This is a genomic window from Psychromonas sp. SR45-3 (assembly GCF_014163575.1).
Taxonomy (GTDB): Bacteria; Pseudomonadota; Gammaproteobacteria; order Enterobacterales; family Psychromonadaceae; genus Psychromonas; species Psychromonas arctica.
In genome coordinates, this window is record NZ_JACJDP010000001.1 from 242,591 (window position 1) to 260,272 (window position 17,682).

Here is a 17,682-nt window from a genome sequence, read left to right on the forward strand (position 1 = left end):
ATTAAGTCATGTATTGATCGAAAAAAGAGAGCTTAGGTTCTCTTTTTACTTTTACTGAGCTTTAATAACTTTTAGAATGACCACTCAATTTATTTGCTAAAAAGGTATTTCTTTTGAAATCAATTAAGTTTTTCTTATGTATGCTGTTCTCTTCAAGCAGTTTTGCAGCCACACAATATGTCAGTGATAATCTTTCAATTTATATGCATTCAGGTCCTAGTCTTGAGTACCGCATTATCGGTACAATCGAAGTCGGCACTGCTGTCAGTACTTTAAAATACAATAGCAAAACAAAATTCATGCAAGTCAAATCTCCGACTGGCAAAGTCGGCTGGGTAAAATCAGGTGAGATTCAAGAGCAACCACCAGCAAAATCCTTATTACCTGAGCTACAAAAGAAATATCAAGAAAGCCAAGACAAGTTAAAAACCATTAACGATGATAATAAACAAGCATTAACAGAAAGTGAGCAAGCGATTATCGATAAAGATAGTTTAATCGCTCAGCTTGATAGTGAAAAAAGAGCATTACGCGATACCATTGCTGATTTAGAAGAACGTAATATGGAGTTAGATTTATTACAATCGACTAAAGATGAACGCATTAAGATGGAATGGTTGATGTACGGCGGTAGTGTTTTATTCTTTGGTTTATTAATTGGCTTAATTATTCCTTTTTTACCGCGCCGTAAAAAACGCACTGATAATTGGTAATTGGCAATCGATAGCTAGTAATAATCATGCTTACTCTTAAAGGTTCAAAGAGTAAGCGTGTTGCACCTAACAAGGCATATAATAAAAGCTAACGACTGTAAAAAGGTAGTGTTTAAAAGTTACTACAATGCTTCTCAAACTCTTTTTGATTTTTATACCTACTTTATTTATTAGGTGACCAATACTGCGCACGACAAAGAAATCAACTTAACCTTTCCAATCCTTTAATGACTCTAGAGTAAAACGCTGTTTTCCTAAACGAAAGACACTCTGTTGAGGCATTATTTCTACCAATTCAACCGCTCCAACATAATCACCAACTCGCATATCCACACCATTAATACGGATCCAACGATCACTAGCTTTAGTTGAATAAACATGAGAGTCATAGCTCATCACAGGAACTTGATATTGGAATTGTGCCGGCATTTTTGTAATGTCAGATTCTACAACAGGTTGATCATTAACAACTTGGCTCGGTACTGATTGCTGGCCTTGCTCAAGTTCAACAGCTAACGCGAAACGTTGCTGTAAATCACTGGGCACATCGGCTAGTGCAAGACTATTTTCAACTTCATCACTTTTTGTTGTGGTAAGTTCTAATTTATCATTCTGTGTGTTTTTTTCTGCAGATATAAAAGTTTGTGTACTCGTAACTAGCGCTTTTTTCTGTAATTTGGGTAAAGGTTTAGTTTTGAAATCAATTTCACTAACCTCATGAATAGGCTCTCTTACCCATTTGGGCTGTTGTGATATAACAGGTACCACTTGAACGCTAGATGTTTGTGTAGGGCTTGCGGTGATGGTTACACGATTAGTATTTGCTGTCACACTCTCTACTGGTTTAAATAATAAATACAAAACCAGCACTAATAACAACACGATTATCAATAAAGCGGCTGCCACCACTAATTTCCAATTTTTATCTGTTGATTTATCTATCAATAGCGTCTCTGGATGATGCTTATTTTTTTCTAAAGCTTTTAATATCGTAGACATAACGATCCTATAACAACGATGGAATATTAGGTTCTGTTTGTTGCACTAAGAACATCAAGGTACGTCGCCCTACAATGCCGTCAGCAACTAACCCATTATCATTTTGAAATTCAATTACTTGTTCCTTGAGCTTCCAATCAAAGCGTTGTTTATTAGTCGTTTTCAGACCATACAAGTTATTTAATTGTGTGCTTAACCATACAACTCGCTGGCTTTTTTCACCGAATTTTAGAGGCTTACTAATATCAAAGGGAGTTCGCCATAATAAAGTCAGGCCGCCATTCCAATACTCTTCTAACCACTCTTCGGATACAGATATTTTTTGCTTACCTATTAACACTTCATATTGCGCTTTACCTTGCTGCTGGGTTTTATAAAGCACTGCATATACAACATCTTGATCGCTAGCCAGCTTAACCACCGCAGGATAATTTAACTGCTGTAGTTTTTGTAACGAAGTATTATCAGAAAAACATAACAATGAAGCAACCTCCCCCTGTTCACAGGTTGCATCCGCCAAATCAACTTGATAACCCCAAACTGCATATAAGGTTTGCAGCGCGTTTGCAAAGTAACCCTGGCTTAAGTCTAATTCAGGATAACTATCGAACCAGGTATAAATATCACTTTCTGAGTTTATACTTTCTGTCATTGTAGAAGGCAAAAGACTCACGTCATTAACTTCTGATTCTGTTTGCAGCTGTTCTGCTTTAACTTCTGCTACTTGTATTGATGTAGAGACCGATGCAGATGAGTCAGAAAAACTAAACTCCCTAAGAGTTTCAATGGCTTGTTGAGGTTGATTAAAATGGTGATATATTTTGGGTGCTTGCCAGACTGTGAACCCCGTTAACAGTAATAATAAAACAAACCGCCAAAACAGCTTAACGGATTCAGTTGCATGACCATCGTCTAGACTCAAATCAATTTCTTTTACCGCTAAATCGATCATTTTAGCCGTTACTTTAGGCGAACTTTGGCTATATGCACAGAGCATACTTCGATCGCAAATAAGATTAATTAAACGTGGGATACCTCGGCTATATTTAAATATACGCTTTAATAATCGAGTTTCAAAAATAGGATAGCTTGCCCCCGCTACGTTGAGGCGATGTTGTATATAATATTCACTTTCTTGCAAAGTCAGTGGCAATAGATGATAACGTGCAGTAATACGTTGTGCCAATTGGCGTAATTTATTTTCTTTAAGTTTTTGTTGTAGCTCCGTCTGTCCAATCAAAATAACTTGTAATGGTTTTTTATTGTTGGACTCAATATTAGTTAACAACCTTAATTGCTCTAGCACTGAAAAACTTAAATGTTGCGCTTCATCAATTAGCACAATTGCACTACGTCCTTTCTCTAAATTGTTCAACATCCAACCACTGATCGCATCAAATAAAGTTTTTAAACTCGCTCTACTCTGTTCATATTCAATATTGAGTTGATCACAAATAGTCGCTAATAACTCAACTTCTGTTTGTGCTGGGTTCAGTATGAAAGCGATATCCGTTTCTGCTGGCATATCCTCTAACAGTGCTCGGCATACCGTAGTTTTACCTGTACCGACTTCTCCTGTTAATAAAACAAAACCACCATTGCCCTGTAAGCCATACATTAAGTGTGCAAGCGCTTCTTTATGGCGATCACTTAAAAATAAAAAGTCGGGATCGGGAGAAATTGAAAATGGTTGTTCTTTTAACGAAAAAAATTCTTGATACATTTTAAACCTTAAACAATGTGTTGAGCCTATTGGATCAGGATCAGAGAACCAGCTTGCCTTAATGAATATCATAAACGATTTATTGGTGAAACATTTTAGAAACCAATTACTACTTCGACATTACTCAAGCTTAACAAGAGTTATAACTAATATTCAGCGAGATACCTGCTATTATTTTAGAAACACAATGACAAGTTTCTGCATCTTCAGATAGTTTCAGTATAATAACCAAATAATTCATTAAGGGGGAAACTATGCGTGTATTTTTAGTTGGCGGCGCAGTTAGAGATCAACTATTAGGGCTCGAAGTTAAAGACCGTGACTTCGTGGTAATTAATAGTACCCCAGAGCACATGCTAACACAGGGCTTCAATCAAGTAGGCAAAGACTTCCCAGTATTTTTACATCCTAAAACAGGAGAAGAATATGCACTGGCAAGAACAGAGCGCAAGCAAGGGATTGGTTATACAGGTTTTAGCTGCTACGCGGGTCAAGATGTCAGTTTAGAAGATGATCTCGCACGACGCGATCTCACCATCAATGCAATAGCTCAATCTGCAGATCAAAAATTAATTGACCCCTATGGTGGCCAACAAGATTTAGAGAGGAAAACATTACGTCATATCAGCCCTGCATTTAGTGAAGATCCCTTAAGAGTTTTACGGGTAGCTCGCTTCGCAGCACGTTTCGCTAAACTTGGTTTTAGCATCGCAGAAGAAACACAGCAACTAATGGCTAATATTGCTAAAAGTGGTGAGCTACAGAGCTTAAGCCCAGAGCGAATTTGGACTGAAACAGAAAAAGCCTTACAAACCGATAGCCCACAAACATATTTTCAAGTGTTACGAGATTGTGGTGCTTTAGCGGCACTATTCCCCGAAGTTGATAACTTATATGGTGTACCCGCCCCTAAACGCTGGCACCCAGAGATAGATACCGGAATTCATACCTTAATGGTGGTGGAGCAAGCGGCTTTACTCTCTGATTCTGTCGCCTTTCGGTTTGCTTGTTTAGTACATGATTTAGGCAAAGCATTAACTCCTGATAGTGAATGGCCAAGCCATAAAGGCCACGGAATGAAAGGGTTATCAGTGATTAAAAAGTTCTGTAAGCGCTTAAAGATACCTAATGATTGTCGAGATTTAGCACTGTTAGTTAGCGAACACCATACTAATATCCACAGTGCTTTTGAATTAAGAGCAAGCACCATGGTGGGGATCATGGATAAATGTGATGCATGGCGTAAACCTGAACGCTTCCAACAAATGTTGCAATGTTGTGTCGCAGACTCAAAAGGACGTACCGGTTTTGAGTTATTACCTTATCCAACAGCCGATTATATGTGGCAAGCATTTCAACAAGCTTTAAAGGTTGATATCCAAGCGATTATCAAAGCAGGTTTTCAAGGTGTGGAAATCAGACACAAACTAAATGAACAGCGTATTCAGAAAGTGCAAGCATTCAAAGAGCAGCATTCACGTTAAGTAAACCTGACTAAAGAAACAGATAACGCTCTCTTTAGTCAGGGTTTAGTAAAAGTAAACAGTGAGCAAAAATCGACCTTTATTAAAAATCACGCTAATACATAAAATAAAGCGGCGCCTAATAATAAACGATAGATAACAAAAGGCAGCATACCGACCTTATTCAGTAGTATTAAGAAAACATGAATGCATAAAATAGCACTGATAAATGAAACACCTGCGCCTAACAATAACGACGGCCAATCAACATACTCGTCCGATAAAATAAACTTTAATAAGTCATAGCCTGATGCCATAGCAATAATTGGAATTGACATTAAAAAGGAAAAACGTGCTGCAGCATTACGTGTTAAACCAAGCATTAAAGCGGCCGTTATCGTAATACCTGAGCGAGACGTCCCAGGAATAAGCGCTAATGCTTGTGCAAAACCTAAGAAAATAGCCCCTTTTAATCCCGTTTGATACTCTGTTTTTACTTGTTTTGCTTTGCTATCCGCCCACCATAATAATAAACCAAATAAGATGGTCGTCACTGCAATCACATAACCACTACGTAAATACAATTCAACATAATCTTTGCCAAAAAAACCAATCGCAGCAGCAGGAATAGTAGCGAGAATAATCCACCATGCCAATTTACTGTCTTGACTATGATTTTTATTCTTAACTGAATCAACCCAAGCAACAGACATATTGACCACTTCACGGTAAAAATAAATAAGAACAGCCGCTAAGGTGCCTATATTTAATACTAAATCAAAGGCTAAGCCTTGGTCTTGCCAGCCAAATAATACCGACGGTAAAATTAAGTGGGCTGAGCTAGAAATAGGTAAAAACTCAGTTAAACCTTGTATCAAGGCTAATACTACAACTTCTAAAGTACTCATTGTGTTCTCGTTTAATAAAATAGTAATGGCTTTATTGTTAGAAAATAGGTCTAACTACTTCCCATAATTTTTGCGTATGTTTAGGGTACTCTGCCCAAAGTTGTTGATAACTAATCGCTAATATAGGATGCTGTAAAGTTGGGGCTAATTCCGCTAAAGGCTGCAATACAAATGCATTTTTAGTAATTTCAGCCCGCGGAAGATCATAACTCGCGTCAACCTTTTGATCATATAATAATAAGTCTAAATCTAAGGTTCTTGGTGCATATTTAATCGCTTTTAGTGGCCGCCCTAACTGTATTTCTATTGCTTTTAATATCGCAATTACCGCTTGGACAGATAACTCACTATTAAATTCAGCGACTAAATTATAAAAATTACCACCGTCAAAGCCAACGGCTTCACTTTCAAATACTCGAGATAACTGAAGATCTGGAAAGTGTGTTTTCAACAGCAAGACACCTTGACGAATATTTTCATCACGATCGATACTTGAACCGATACCAATAAAAATATGCGCCATTACTTACTGCCACGCTCTATTTGCACACCTAAACTTTGTGCATTCGCTAATGCGCCAGGTTTATGTAACGTTAATTTAATCCATGGCACCGAAAACTCTTGCATAATCAAGGCTGCAACACGCTCAGCCATTGTTTCAATTAATTCAAACTGATTTTGCTGGGCAAACTTATTAACGCACTCTGAGACACTAAAATAATTTAGGGCTAGATTAATATCATCGCTGTCGGCAGCTGGGCGATTATCGAAAGCCATTTCTAAATCAAAATACAATTTTTGTTGAACCGATTTTTCCCAGCCATACACGCCAATTGTACTAATCACTTGTAGCTGCTTAATAAAAACAATATCCATTTTAAACCCCATGATGTGTCTATTTTTTAGTCGCTGATACTTTTTTTTGTAGTGCTTAACGCGTAAACTCGACACGTTATATTGAATATTATAATAAGATGGTCAAATTTTTATCTTGATATCTATTATGATGCGCCACATTTTACCTGATTGGGATTAAATAAGTACCATGATTATACTGGCTACACTTATTTTTAGCATATCTGCTTATTTTATTGGCGGGCTAAATGGCGCAATTTTATTATGTAAAATAAAAGGTTGGCCAGATCCTCGCTCACAAGGCTCCAAAAATCCTGGTGCAACTAACATCCTTCGCCTTCACAGTGCGCAAGCAGCCAGTTTAGTGTTTATTTTCGATCTTTTAAAAGGTGCTTTCCCTGTTTATTTTGCTTATTACCTTGGTATCCCACCTTTTGCTATTGGTTTTATTGGTATTGCGACTTGTTTAGGGCATATTTTTCCACCTTATTTTGATTTTAAAGGGGGAAAAGGGGTTGCAACAGGATTAGGCATATTATTACCCTTAGGTATGGACATGACTGGATTAACTTTAATTACTTGGTTATCAGTCATTGCTATGAGTGGCTACGCTTCATTGGCAGCAATCATTACTGCTATTGCTGCTCCAGTCTTTGTCAATTATATTAAACCAGAGTTCACATTACCTGTTCTAATGTTATCGTGTTTAATTATTGTGAGTCATATCAGTAATATTAGAAGGCTACTGACAGGTAAAGAAAAGAAAATAGTGAACTGGAAACAATAATATCCATAAAGAGATTGGTAGTTAATGGCAATCTCGTTATAATTAATACTTTAACAACAAGCTAACTTGAATATTAGTTTTTATTAACATTTACAGGAGTTCACGTGATCCTTATTAAACGTCTTAGCCTATTTATTGCGCTTTCATTAAGCCTATTTAGTGCACCAAGCTTTACACAAGATCTATCTGAAGAAGCGATTGCGAATCGTATCGCCCCGATTGGTGATGTTTATATTGATGGTGAAATTGAAACTGCAAGTGCAGGTAACGATTCAAGTGAACCAGCAGGTCCTCGATCAGGTGAGAAAATTTACAATACATATTGTGTAGCATGTCATGCTACTGGAGCCGCTGGCGCACCTATCAAAGGTAATGCAGATGCGTGGCAGCCTCGTGTTGCACAGGGTGAAGAAACTTTAATTACCCATGCAATACAAGGATTTAATGCTATGCCAGCTCGAGGTACTTGTAGCGACTGTAGCGATGATGAAATCGCTTCAACGGTTAAGTTTTTAATTAAAGATTTATATTAATCAACTAATTAAACTGCTCTTTCAATAAAAAAAGCGAATTGATATTCGCTTTTTTTGTTTTTATTTTATGAAAAGGAAATAAATTATGCGTTTATTACACACTATGTTACGTGTAGGTGATTTACAAAAGTCATTGGATTTCTATCAACAAGTATTAGATATGAAACTATTACGTCAATCCGAAAATGCTGAGTATAAATATACTCTTGCTTTTTTAGGTTACGGTGATGAGCTTAATACAACGGTGATAGAGCTAACTTACAACTGGGGAACAGAGAGCTATGACTTAGGCAATGCTTACGGACATATTGCAATCGAAACTGATGATATTTACCAAACTTGTGAAAAAATAAAAAGTTTAGGCGGTGTGATCACTCGTGAGCCGGGCCCAGTAAAAGGCGGCACCACAGTGATTGCATTCGTAAAAGACCCAGACGGTTATATGATTGAACTGATCAATAAAAAGGATGCAGGTAAAGGCTTAGGTCACCCCTCACTTTAAGTTGCTACTGCTGAACAACTGAAAGCAAAAAGGCTGATTCAAATCAGCCTTTTAGAATCATTAGCAATCAAGAGACAAACATTAGCGACTTATTTTGGTAAGAAACCCACTTTGTCATAAACTTTTGCAAGTGTTTCTGCAGCACGTTGACGTGCCTTTTCAGCGCCTACTCTTGCCATTGCTTGTAATGCCTGCTCATCTGCACGTAATGCTTTAAAACGTGATTGAATTGGCTCAAGTAATGTCACAACAGCATCTGCGGTATCAGATTTTAAATGCCCATACATTTTATCTTCATACTCTGGGATCAAGCTTTCGATGCTTTTACCCGTAGAGCATGAAAGTAAGGTCAATAGGTTAGACACGCCAGGTTTTTCAACTGTATCAAAATAAATACGCGCTTTGTCATCAGAGTCTGTCGCTGCACTTTTTATTTTTTTCATGATCTTCTTCGGATCTTCTAATAATGCAATAAAGTTCTTCTCATTGTCATCGGACTTAGACATTTTTTTGGTCGGTTCTTGTAAACTCATAATGCGCGCACCATGCTCTGGAATCGCAGGTTCAGGCACAACAAACGTATCGCCATAAGCATTATTAAAACGTGAAGCAATATCCCGTGCAAGCTCAAGATGTTGTTTTTGATCACTGCCTACAGGTACACTTTGTGGACCATATAAAAGAATATCCGCAGCCATTAATACTGGATAGGAGAATAATCCGGCAGTAATATTACTAACATTTCGCTGTGATTTTTCTTTGAATTGCGTCATACGATTCAATTCACCCATTTGTGTATAGCAGTTCAAAATCCATGCAAGCTCTGCATGCTCTGGCACTTGTGACTGAATAAACATAGTGCTTTTTTGTGGATCAATACCCACTGCTTGATACATTGCTAATCCATCATAGATAGCACTACGCAATGCTTTAGGATCTTGACGTACAGTGATGGCATGCAAATCAACAAGACAAAATAAGCAATCATGCGTCTCTTGCATAGCAACCCATTGACGTAGGGCGCCCATATAGTTGCCAATAGTTAAGCCACCTGAAGGCTGACAGCCACTTAATACAACTGGTTTAGTCATCTTTAATTTCCTTCATTACTTTTATAGTAATGTTAATAATTCATCGAAATGATTAATAATATAATCAGGGTTAATATCTGCGATGGGCTCACCATAGTTATAACCGTAAGTTAGTGCGATTGTTTTTATCTTTGCATTTTGCCCAGCTAAAATATCATTACGCGAATCACCCACCATCACCGCTTGAGATAATGCGACATTAAAATATTCACAGGCATGATTTACTTGCATTGGATCAGGTTTATTTTTACTCAAGGTATCACCACCCAGTAGTAAATCAAAGCAACGATTAATACCAAAATAAGCCAGTAATTTCGGTAAAAATTGCTCCGCCTTGTTGGTGATTAACGCAATTTTGTAGCCTTTATCTTGGAGTGAAAATAAAGTACTTCTAACCGCAGGGTATAATCCAGATTCGGTATTTAAAAATTGCTGGTAATACCCTTCAAATATAGAGACTGCGTGAGTTAATTCAGCTTCAGAGCTTGCTTTACCCAGTACATGTAGCAAGCTACGCTCGACCATTTTAGGAATACCATCACCAACCCAGGTTTTAACCAATAGATCATTAACATGAGGCAAAACCAAGTCATCTAGCATCGCATTTAATGCTAAACGCAAATCCGGCACACTGTTCACGAGTGTGCCATCAAGATCAAAACAAATTAGTTTAATATCAGTTAATTTAGGCATAATAATATTTCACTATTTTGCTTGTGCTAATTGCTCACGCATTTCGTCAATCACTGCTTTATAATCAGGCTGGTTAAAAATAGCTGAACCGGCAACAAACATATCAGCGCCCGCTTCTGCGATCTCTTTAATATTGTCAGTTTTAACGCCGCCATCTACCTGTAAGCGAATATCACGGCCACTTTGATCGATCAATTTTCTTACTTGGCGTAATTTTTCAAGTGTATGAGGAATAAATGATTGCCCACCAAAACCAGGGTTTACTGACATTAGAAGAACAACATCTAACTTATCTATAACATGGGTTAATTGTTCTAGTGAAGTCGCAGGATTTAACACTAAACCCGCTTTACAACCATGGTCTTTAATTAATTGTAATGAGCGATCAACATGTTTTGATGCTTCAGGGTGGAAAGTGATAATAGAGGCACCTGCTTCTGCAAACTGAACAATCATGCTGTCTACTGGTTCAACCATTAGGTGAACATCAATGGGTGCAGTAATACCATAGTCACGTAGTGCTTTACATACCATCGGACCGATCGTTAAGTTGGGTACGTAATGGTTATCCATTACGTCAAAATGCACAACATCTGCACCATCATCAAGTACTTTTTGAACGTCATCACCTAAACGCGCAAAATCTGCAGATAAAATTGAAGGTGCAATTAAATAATCAGTCATGGTAGTGCTTCCCTAAATAGAAATGAGCTAAATAATGAGTGCATTATTCTACCTAAGGCGGCTCTAACACACTAATTTTTATTTGTGATGTGGCGACTAAATAAGTTATTTTTGAAGTTTGTCTCTAGGATCCTTTTTTAGCGGGAAAAAAGGCAAATAACTCTGCAACAGGTTTACGATCCGTAGACTTGCTACTGATAGTTCGCGATACAAAAATTTTGTCACAATCAGCCTCTCTGTATAACTCTTGCGTTAGCGTCGTATCATGATTACTCAATAATACTGCAGCTTTACTTTCCCTTGCCAATTTTGCTAGTTGGGCTTGATCATCTAAGCTAAAACCTTGTGTTGCATAACTAGTAAAAGAAGCACTTTTACTTAAAGGTACATAGGGAGGATCACAATACAGTACGTCACTATCACGTAAATACAAAAAGAGTTTTTGATAAGGTTTGCAGGTAAACGTGGCTTTTTTTGCTTTTTCAGCAAAAAACAATAACTCAGCCTCTGGAAAATAAGGTTGTTTATAGCGTCCAAAAGGTACATTAAAACCGCCGCTTTTATTATAACGACACAAACCATTATAACCATGACGATTCATGTATAAGAATAATAATGAACGTAGATATACATCCTGACTGCCGTTAAATTTATCTCGTAATTTGTAATACACAGCCTCTTGATTATATTCAGGCTGAAAATAGATTTTTGCATCACGAATAAACTGCTTGGGTTTACGCTTAATAATTTTATACATTTCAATAAGATCAGGGTTGATATCATTGAGAACATACTCATCATAATCACTGTTTAAAAATACAGAACCCGCACCAACAAAAGGCTCAATTAAACGCTTTGCAGCAGGTAAGCGAGCATTAATTTGCTCCGTTAATGTGTATTTACCACCAGCCCATTTTAAAAAGGCTCTATTTTTTTTATTCATTATTTAACCGCAAATCATTATGTACTACTTGCCATTTTTTAACCCAAGAAGACCTATTTCTAAATGCATTGGGTAAGTTTTTAGCTGCTAATTGGGCAGACTTTACTGAGTCATAATCACCATAAATAATGACATACCAAGGTTTTGCCTGACGAACTGTTTGATAGATATATATATTTTCCAACGATGAACGATATTGTTTTTGAAATTCAATTAAATATTCACGAGAAGCCATACCTGAAAGTTGTAACGTGTAATGGCTCGCATTCTTTGCAAACAGAGTCTCTGAGTCGGTAAACAAGCTATCTTGCTTAACACTTGTGTTTGCATTATTGACCTGTTGAATTGTGGTTTCTACTAGCGCATTATTAATATTCACTGGTAATTTCTCTGCAACACTTAACGGCTGTACTTTATTATTAAGCTCATTACCACTGCCTAGAGCTTCGTTACTAGCATCTGAGACTGTTTCGATAGTATCTTGTTTGTCTAACGGTGTTTCTTGTATTGTCGTTGCAGATTGTTCACTATTTAATAGACTCTTTGAGTCATTTAAATTATCTGCAACCATTTCATTTTCAAATAAATTATTTTCGTTATCAACCGGGAGCCTTAACAATAAAGGGACTTGCTGTTCATGCTCTGTTTGATTCACTTTATCAGTAGATACTTCACTGCTAGTTAAGGGATCAATCGAATCATCCTCAAGCAACGCTTGTTCATTTGCATCAACATCTTTTGCGTCAATCGCAACGGATAATTCTAATAGTTGCTGTCCAGATATCACCACTCGCTTCTCTGTCGCATCAGATAAACCGACTAGGCTTTGGTTGTCGATAACGTCAAGATCAAGATCTGCCCATGAAGCGGCTAGCTTTTCCGGTCCTTTATTTAGCGCTGTTGGAGTAGCTGAGGCGTTACGTTTTAAGCCTTCACTGTCTTCTTCACTACCTTCTACAGCATTCACTTCGATACTATTGTGCTCTTCGGGCATCCCCTCCATTGCCTTAATTTCTTCTAAGGCAATATAATTGCTATCAATGGGCGCCTCTGCATTTGCAGCTTCTAAGCGTGATTTATTGGGAATAAATTTGGGGTATAGGTAAACTGCAAAAGCACTCACAATAGCAACTAAAACAAGCATCAAGGCAAGAGCAGGTAATCGTGTTTGAACCCATGAAGTAGTAATAGGCTTCAATAACCCTTGGCTTAAATCATCGGCCAGTTTAATTATTTTTTGTGGGTTACCATGACATAACTTAAGTTGTTTATTTAGTGCATCTTGATGTTGAAGTTTTGCATGATAGTCAACTTGTTGAAAGTTATGCTGTAATAACGCATTCGCTTCCTGTGTGTTAAGTACTGGTAGTGTTAATTCAACGTGGTTTAAAAAATCTTTAGTTCGACTCGCAAGATGGGTATCTATATAGTTTAAATACTGCTCGGTGGCTGCTTGATCAGTGAGTAACAGGACATTAAGTGTATTGTCTTGCGCAAGACTGCTATCTGACAATAACTCGCATAATTCGACGATAAAATCAGCGGGCAAATGCTCAGCATTATCGATAATAATGAGTCGATTAAGAGAACGGTTTTCAGCCTGTTGTAGGCGTAAAATACTATCCAACAACTTATCTTCTGCATTGAATAACGCTTTATCAAATAGCTGGGCGATTATTTGCTGGCGCAACTTAGCAGCTGTTGGTTCATTAACCAATGAAACATAAACCTGTTGTAAATCAGCAGATAATGTATTGGATAAGTTTTCTGTCAGTGTACTTTTCCCAGCGCCTGCTTCACCAGACACAAAGATAAGAGAAGAAGATAAGTAGATAAGGTGTTGCAGCCTTTCTATCAGCTGCAACTGAGAAGGGAGCGAAATTAATGTCCTTTCGACCATGATTGATTATGATTCTATAACGTCACGAAGAACAACATCACTCACATTATCAAATAATGCACTGGTACCGATTGATGTCGGCAGTACTAAACGTAATTGTCCGTTAAGCACTTTTTTATCTAATTGCATATGCTCTGCAAAATGTTGATATTGCATTTCAGGTGGTGCAGCTAATGGCAAATCAAAGGCTTCAATAAGATCAATAATTTGTTCTACTTCTGTATGTTCAATTAAACCTAATACATAGGATGTTTCAGCAGCTAATACCATTCCCACAGCCACGGCTTCACCATGTAACCAATTGCCATAACCTTGCTCAGCTTCAATAGCATGACCAAAGGTGTGACCAAGATTTAATAGCGCTCGAATACCATGTTCTTTTTCATCTAAAGCCACTACTTCAGCTTTAATAGCACAACAACGTTTAATCATATAAGTGATAGCTGTTGCATCAAGTGACTTGATCGCTTCAATATTGTTTTCTAACCAAATAAAGAAATCTTGATCGTAAATAATGCCATATTTAATCACTTCGGCCATGCCCGCGGCAAACTCACGCGCAGGTAATGTTTTTAAGCATTCAATATCAATAACAACAGCTTGTGGCTGATAGAAAGCCCCAATCATATTTTTACCTAGATGATGATTAACAGCTGTTTTACCGCCTACGGAAGAATCAACTTGTGATAACAAAGTGGTTGGTATTTGTATAAAAGCAATACCGCGCTGATAACATGCAGCAGCAAAACCTGCCATATCTCCAATAACACCGCCACCTAATGCAATAATAGTGGTATCTCTGGCATGTTTTTTTGCTAACAGCTCACTTAATATCGTCTCAAATGTGCTTAAATTTTTATATTGCTCGCCATCAGGTAAAATGACTTCATCTATTTGATAATCTTTTAATGTGTTTTTACACGCTTCTAAATAAAGCGGAGCAACCACATCATTAGTCACAATCATGACCTTTTTGCCGCTAATAGCGCCACTAAACAATGAAGTATCTGCTAATAAGTCTGGCCCAATAGAGATAGGGTAACTACGATCACCTAGATCAACGAGTAATTTTTCCATTAAAAATCCAATAAAGCGATGATTTGACTTGCAACAACTTTTGCACTTTGCTCGTCAGTTTCAATAACATAATCTGCAGCTTCTTCATACAGTGCGTTGCGATTTTCTGCCAATGTTTCTAGGACTGATTGAGGATCATCTGTTTGTAAAAGAGGTCTACGTTTATCTTTTAATGTTCTTGCTAACTGTTTTTGCACACTTGTTTTTAAATAAACGACAATGCCACGAGCAGATAGGTGAGTTCTGTTTTCTTGACGAATAACCGCTCCACCGCCTGTTGCTAAAACAATGCCATGCTTTTTAGTTAGTTCATCTAACATTTCTTGCTCGCGGTTTCTAAAACCTTCTTCACCTTCCACGTCAAATACCCAAGCAATATCTGCGCCGGTTTTACGTTCAATTTCACTATCTGAATCAAGAAAGTCTAAGTGCAGCATTTGTGCTAGTTGACGGCCAATTGTGCTTTTACCAGCCCCCATTGGGCCAATTAGAAATATATTACGCTGTTCTGCCATGTTGAATGTTTACTCAAGTGGTTGATTACTGGGAAGCCCCTTAAAAATTAAAGAGAAGTGCCTTATTATCGCAATTGTTAATAAGGTATTGCAAGCCATAAAAAAATAAGCCTGAAGATAAACCTCAGGCTGATAGTAAAAATTGAGTATCTAATTAATATTTTGTTTGCATTACGATACGTGGTGTAACAAAAATTAATAACTCAGCTTTGCTGTTATTCTGACTGGTACTTCTGAAAAAGTAACCTAGGTAGGGAATATCGCCTAACAATGGTACTTTCTTAGTCGAGTGTGTAACTTGCTGCTGGTAAATACCCCCCAGTACTAAGGTTTCACCGTTATCAACTAATACCTGTGTTGCAATTTCTTGTGTGTTAATTGAAACGACTTCACCTGTACCCGTGGAGATAGTATCGCCAATAGAGTCTTGAGTAATCACCAAATCCAAGATCAGTTTATTATCGGGTGTAATTTGTGGTGTCACTTCTAAGCTGAGTACCGCTTTTTTGAAACTCACCGAAGTAGCGCCTGATGACGACGATTCTACATAAGGTACTTCCGTACCCTGCTCAATATAAGCCGTTTGTTGATTTAATGTGGTAATACGTGGGCTAGCAATGATTTCTGCTTTATTTTCTTGCTCTAATGCTGATAGCTCTAAATCTAAAATATCACCATTTGCGAATCTAGCGACTTGAAATGCAATTGAACCAGCAACTGATGAAGCAGGCAGATTAACGTTTAAGCGATCATTAACATCACCCGTTGTTCCTCCTTCAATACCAGCAATAGATCCAGAGGTAGATAAGCTATTATTGGATGAGTCATCTGTTTTTGTAGCTGAAACTCCCCATTGAATACCTAAATCTTCACCTACGGAATCACTGACGGTAACCATGCGCGCTTCGATAACAACTTGGCGCACAGCAATATCCAATACCTCAACCATTTCTTTCACTGAATCAATCACAGAGGCTGTATCTTTAATTAATAACGTATTGGTACGCGCATCAATACTGACATTTCCGCGTTCAGAAAGTAGGCTTGCACTATTGCCTGATAACATAGCCGCAATATCCGCTGCTTTTGCATAATTAATTTGAATAAATTCTGAATATAAAGGGGCCAAATCTTCAACTTGTTTATTCGTTTCTAGTTGTTCACGTTCTTTAGCAGCTAATTCAGTGGCAGGTGCGATCATCAGCACATTACCATCCATGCGCTTACCTAAACCTCTTACTTTTAAGATAATGTCTAAAGCTTGCTCCCAAGGAACATCATCAAGACGTAAAGTGATATTGCCGCTAACAGAGTCAGTGATCACCAAGTTGAGGCCATTAAAGTCAGCAATCAACTGCAATACGGTACGTACAGGAATATCTTGAAAGTTAAGCGAAATAGCCTTTCCTTCGTACACGGTCTCTTTTTTATCTTTTGGTTTTTCAGACACTTCAATCATAAATAATGTATCTAACTGATCGTAGCGGTAGTTGTACTCATCTTTGATATTAAAAACAAAACGTGTTTTACCATCTTCTCTGAAGGTTTCGACTTTTTCTACGATTGTAGAAAAATCAACCACATCCATTATATATAATAGTTCGTTAGGAATATAAGTACTTTGAAATTCGGCAATTAACTGTTGGTCACGGCGGCGAATATCAACGGCAACACTGGAGTTATCTAAATAAACAAACAGTTTGCCTTGACCTTCGGAACCTCGTTTAAAATCAATATCAGAAATGGTATTAACATAACCCTTCGGTTTTTCAACTGATGCGGTGGTTGACTTCTCTTTAGTTGATTTAGTGACACTATTTTGTGAAGTTTGAACACCTGTATTTTGTAAAATCGCAGCAGCAATACCAGCTTCTGATTGCGTTGTTATCGATTTTTGTACTGCATCACCAAAGCGAACGGTCAAATAATTGCCCTGTTGGAAGATGCGATAAGGCAGTAACCCGTCGAGGTTAATCACTAGTCGAAGACCATCGGAAGTTCGACTAGTTTCAATCTCATTAATACCATTTTTATTAATTTCGACAGGGTTAATCTCAAGCACTGAAGTGGCATCTTTAATATCAATGACTAATTTATTTGGACGATAATGCAACTTATCTGTGTAACTATTAATCAGTGCATTAAACCCAAATCTTAGTTCCAACCTACCATCAGACATCGGATTGACATCCAGTTTATTGAGTTGCGGCTCAGCAGCCACAAAGGAAGACAACAAAAACAATGTAACCCCAATACATGACAGCATTGTTTGTTTAATATTTCTAAATTTCATGAT

Annotated in this window: 18 protein-coding genes; 5 read left to right on the forward strand and 13 right to left on the reverse strand. The window is 37.5% G+C overall.

Annotated elements, in window-relative coordinates; genetic code table 11:
* Positions 1-113: 113 nt before the first annotated feature.
* Complete coding sequence (locus tag H5084_RS01020) at positions 114-713, forward strand: TIGR04211 family SH3 domain-containing protein (RefSeq protein WP_259396653.1); 600 nt, start codon at positions 114-116, stop codon at positions 711-713.
* A 207-nt stretch (positions 714-920) separates the two neighbouring features.
* On the opposite strand, the gene H5084_RS01025 is transcribed toward H5084_RS01020, so the two are convergent.
* The gene (locus H5084_RS01025) at positions 921-1,712 is read right to left on the reverse strand and encodes a general secretion pathway protein GspB (protein ID WP_028868960.1); all 792 of its coding nucleotides are present in this window, start codon (positions 1,710-1,712) and stop codon (positions 921-923) included.
* Positions 1,713-1,719: 7 nt separating this feature from the next.
* Positions 1,720-3,435 carry an ExeA family protein gene (locus tag H5084_RS19885; protein ID WP_028868961.1) on the reverse strand — a complete coding sequence of 572 codons (1,716 nt, stop codon included), beginning with the start codon at positions 3,433-3,435 and terminating at the stop codon, positions 1,720-1,722.
* 254 nt (positions 3,436-3,689) lie between these two features.
* Between H5084_RS19885 and H5084_RS01035 the strand changes: the two genes are divergently transcribed.
* The gene (locus H5084_RS01035) at positions 3,690-4,919 is read left to right on the forward strand and encodes a multifunctional CCA addition/repair protein (RefSeq protein WP_182689267.1); all 1,230 of its coding nucleotides are present in this window, start codon (positions 3,690-3,692) and stop codon (positions 4,917-4,919) included.
* 89 nt (positions 4,920-5,008) lie between these two features.
* Here H5084_RS01035 and H5084_RS01040 read toward each other — a convergent pair whose 3' ends face one another.
* Genes H5084_RS01040 through folB form a run of 3 tightly spaced genes read right to left on the reverse strand, consistent with a single transcriptional unit; the run spans position 5,009 to position 6,682 of the window.
* The gene (locus tag H5084_RS01040) at positions 5,009-5,806 is read right to left on the reverse strand and encodes an undecaprenyl-diphosphate phosphatase (RefSeq protein ID WP_028868963.1); all 798 of its coding nucleotides are present in this window, start codon (positions 5,804-5,806) and stop codon (positions 5,009-5,011) included.
* A gap of 37 nt (positions 5,807-5,843) precedes the next feature.
* Positions 5,844-6,329 carry a 2-amino-4-hydroxy-6-hydroxymethyldihydropteridine diphosphokinase gene (gene folK, locus H5084_RS01045; protein ID WP_028868964.1) on the reverse strand — a complete coding sequence of 162 codons (486 nt, stop codon included), beginning with the start codon at positions 6,327-6,329 and terminating at the stop codon, positions 5,844-5,846.
* Entirely contained in the window at positions 6,329-6,682 is a 354-nt protein-coding gene (gene folB, locus H5084_RS01050) for a dihydroneopterin aldolase (protein WP_028868965.1), read from the reverse strand. The genes folK and folB overlap by 1 nt, the downstream gene beginning before the upstream one ends.
* Positions 6,683-6,851: 169 nt before the next feature.
* On the opposite strand from folB, the gene plsY reads away from it, so the two are divergent.
* The 3 genes from plsY to gloA all read left to right on the forward strand — a co-directional run bounded on the left by plsY (position 6,852) and on the right by gloA (position 8,483).
* Positions 6,852-7,448, forward strand: coding sequence for a glycerol-3-phosphate 1-O-acyltransferase PlsY (plsY, locus tag H5084_RS01055; protein ID WP_182689268.1), 597 nt, complete (start codon positions 6,852-6,854; stop codon positions 7,446-7,448).
* A 113-nt stretch (positions 7,449-7,561) separates the two neighbouring features.
* The gene (locus H5084_RS19890) at positions 7,562-7,981 is read left to right on the forward strand and encodes a c-type cytochrome (protein WP_409077621.1); all 420 of its coding nucleotides are present in this window, start codon (positions 7,562-7,564) and stop codon (positions 7,979-7,981) included.
* 85 nt (positions 7,982-8,066) lie between these two features.
* Positions 8,067-8,483, forward strand: coding sequence for a lactoylglutathione lyase (gene gloA / locus H5084_RS01065; RefSeq protein WP_028868968.1), 417 nt, complete (start codon positions 8,067-8,069; stop codon positions 8,481-8,483).
* Between the two features lie 89 nt (positions 8,484-8,572).
* Here the strand turns inward: gloA and trpS are convergent, their stop codons facing one another.
* The 8 genes from trpS to pilQ all read right to left on the reverse strand — a co-directional run bounded on the left by trpS (position 8,573) and on the right by pilQ (position 17,679).
* Positions 8,573-9,574 carry a tryptophan--tRNA ligase gene (gene trpS, locus H5084_RS01070; protein ID WP_028868969.1) on the reverse strand — a complete coding sequence of 334 codons (1,002 nt, stop codon included), beginning with the start codon at positions 9,572-9,574 and terminating at the stop codon, positions 8,573-8,575.
* A gap of 21 nt (positions 9,575-9,595) precedes the next feature.
* The gene (locus tag H5084_RS01075; RefSeq protein WP_028868970.1) at positions 9,596-10,267 is read right to left on the reverse strand and encodes a phosphoglycolate phosphatase; all 672 of its coding nucleotides are present in this window, start codon (positions 10,265-10,267) and stop codon (positions 9,596-9,598) included.
* Between the two features lie 12 nt (positions 10,268-10,279).
* Positions 10,280-10,951 (reverse strand): ribulose-phosphate 3-epimerase, encoded by a 672-nt coding sequence (gene rpe / locus H5084_RS01080; RefSeq protein ID WP_028868971.1) that lies wholly within the window; start codon positions 10,949-10,951, stop codon positions 10,280-10,282.
* A gap of 124 nt (positions 10,952-11,075) precedes the next feature.
* Positions 11,076-11,894: a Dam family site-specific DNA-(adenine-N6)-methyltransferase gene (locus H5084_RS01085; protein ID WP_182689269.1), complete on the reverse strand. Its 819-nt coding sequence runs from the start codon at positions 11,892-11,894 to the stop codon at positions 11,076-11,078.
* Positions 11,887-13,794, reverse strand: a complete 1,908-nt coding sequence (locus H5084_RS01090; protein ID WP_182689270.1) for an AAA family ATPase — start codon at positions 13,792-13,794, stop codon at positions 11,887-11,889. The genes H5084_RS01085 and H5084_RS01090 overlap by 8 nt, the downstream gene beginning before the upstream one ends.
* 6 nt (positions 13,795-13,800) lie before the next feature.
* Positions 13,801-14,871: a 3-dehydroquinate synthase gene (aroB, locus tag H5084_RS01095; protein WP_182689271.1), complete on the reverse strand. Its 1,071-nt coding sequence runs from the start codon at positions 14,869-14,871 to the stop codon at positions 13,801-13,803.
* On the reverse strand, positions 14,871-15,386 hold the full coding sequence (gene aroK / locus H5084_RS01100; RefSeq protein ID WP_028868975.1) for a shikimate kinase AroK: 516 nt from the start codon (positions 15,384-15,386) through the stop codon (positions 14,871-14,873). The genes aroB and aroK overlap by 1 nt, the downstream gene beginning before the upstream one ends.
* Before the next feature lie 154 nt (positions 15,387-15,540).
* Positions 15,541-17,679, reverse strand: coding sequence for a type IV pilus secretin PilQ (pilQ, locus tag H5084_RS01105; protein ID WP_182689272.1), 2,139 nt, complete (start codon positions 17,677-17,679; stop codon positions 15,541-15,543).
* Between the last annotated feature and the right edge of the window lie 3 nt (positions 17,680-17,682).

Excerpts from the sequence above, each read along its gene's own strand:
- H5084_RS01085 (WP_182689269.1), bottom strand. The coding sequence starts at position 11,894 with ATGAATAAAAAAAATAGAGCCTTTTTAAAATGGGCTGGTGGTAAATAC.
- plsY (WP_182689268.1), top strand. The coding sequence starts at position 6,852 with ATGATTATACTGGCTACACTTATTTTTAGCATATCTGCTTATTTTATT.
- gloA (WP_028868968.1), top strand. The coding sequence starts at position 8,067 with ATGCGTTTATTACACACTATGTTACGTGTAGGTGATTTACAAAAGTCA.
- H5084_RS01090 (WP_182689270.1), bottom strand. The coding sequence starts at position 13,794 with ATGGTCGAAAGGACATTAATTTCGCTCCCTTCTCAGTTGCAGCTGATA.
- H5084_RS01035 (WP_182689267.1), top strand. The coding sequence starts at position 3,690 with ATGCGTGTATTTTTAGTTGGCGGCGCAGTTAGAGATCAACTATTAGGG.
- H5084_RS01040 (WP_028868963.1), bottom strand. The coding sequence starts at position 5,806 with ATGAGTACTTTAGAAGTTGTAGTATTAGCCTTGATACAAGGTTTAACT.
- folK (WP_028868964.1), bottom strand. The coding sequence starts at position 6,329 with ATGGCGCATATTTTTATTGGTATCGGTTCAAGTATCGATCGTGATGAA.
- rpe (WP_028868971.1), bottom strand. The coding sequence starts at position 10,951 with ATGACTGATTATTTAATTGCACCTTCAATTTTATCTGCAGATTTTGCG.
- H5084_RS01025 (WP_028868960.1), bottom strand. The coding sequence starts at position 1,712 with ATGTCTACGATATTAAAAGCTTTAGAAAAAAATAAGCATCATCCAGAG.
- H5084_RS19885 (WP_028868961.1), bottom strand. The coding sequence starts at position 3,435 with ATGTATCAAGAATTTTTTTCGTTAAAAGAACAACCATTTTCAATTTCT.
- H5084_RS01075 (WP_028868970.1), bottom strand. The coding sequence starts at position 10,267 with ATGCCTAAATTAACTGATATTAAACTAATTTGTTTTGATCTTGATGGC.
- folB (WP_028868965.1), bottom strand. The coding sequence starts at position 6,682 with ATGGATATTGTTTTTATTAAGCAGCTACAAGTGATTAGTACAATTGGC.
- aroK (WP_028868975.1), bottom strand. The coding sequence starts at position 15,386 with ATGGCAGAACAGCGTAATATATTTCTAATTGGCCCAATGGGGGCTGGT.
- aroB (WP_182689271.1), bottom strand. The coding sequence starts at position 14,871 with ATGGAAAAATTACTCGTTGATCTAGGTGATCGTAGTTACCCTATCTCT.
- pilQ (WP_182689272.1), bottom strand. The coding sequence starts at position 17,679 with ATGAAATTTAGAAATATTAAACAAACAATGCTGTCATGTATTGGGGTT.
- trpS (WP_028868969.1), bottom strand. The coding sequence starts at position 9,574 with ATGACTAAACCAGTTGTATTAAGTGGCTGTCAGCCTTCAGGTGGCTTA.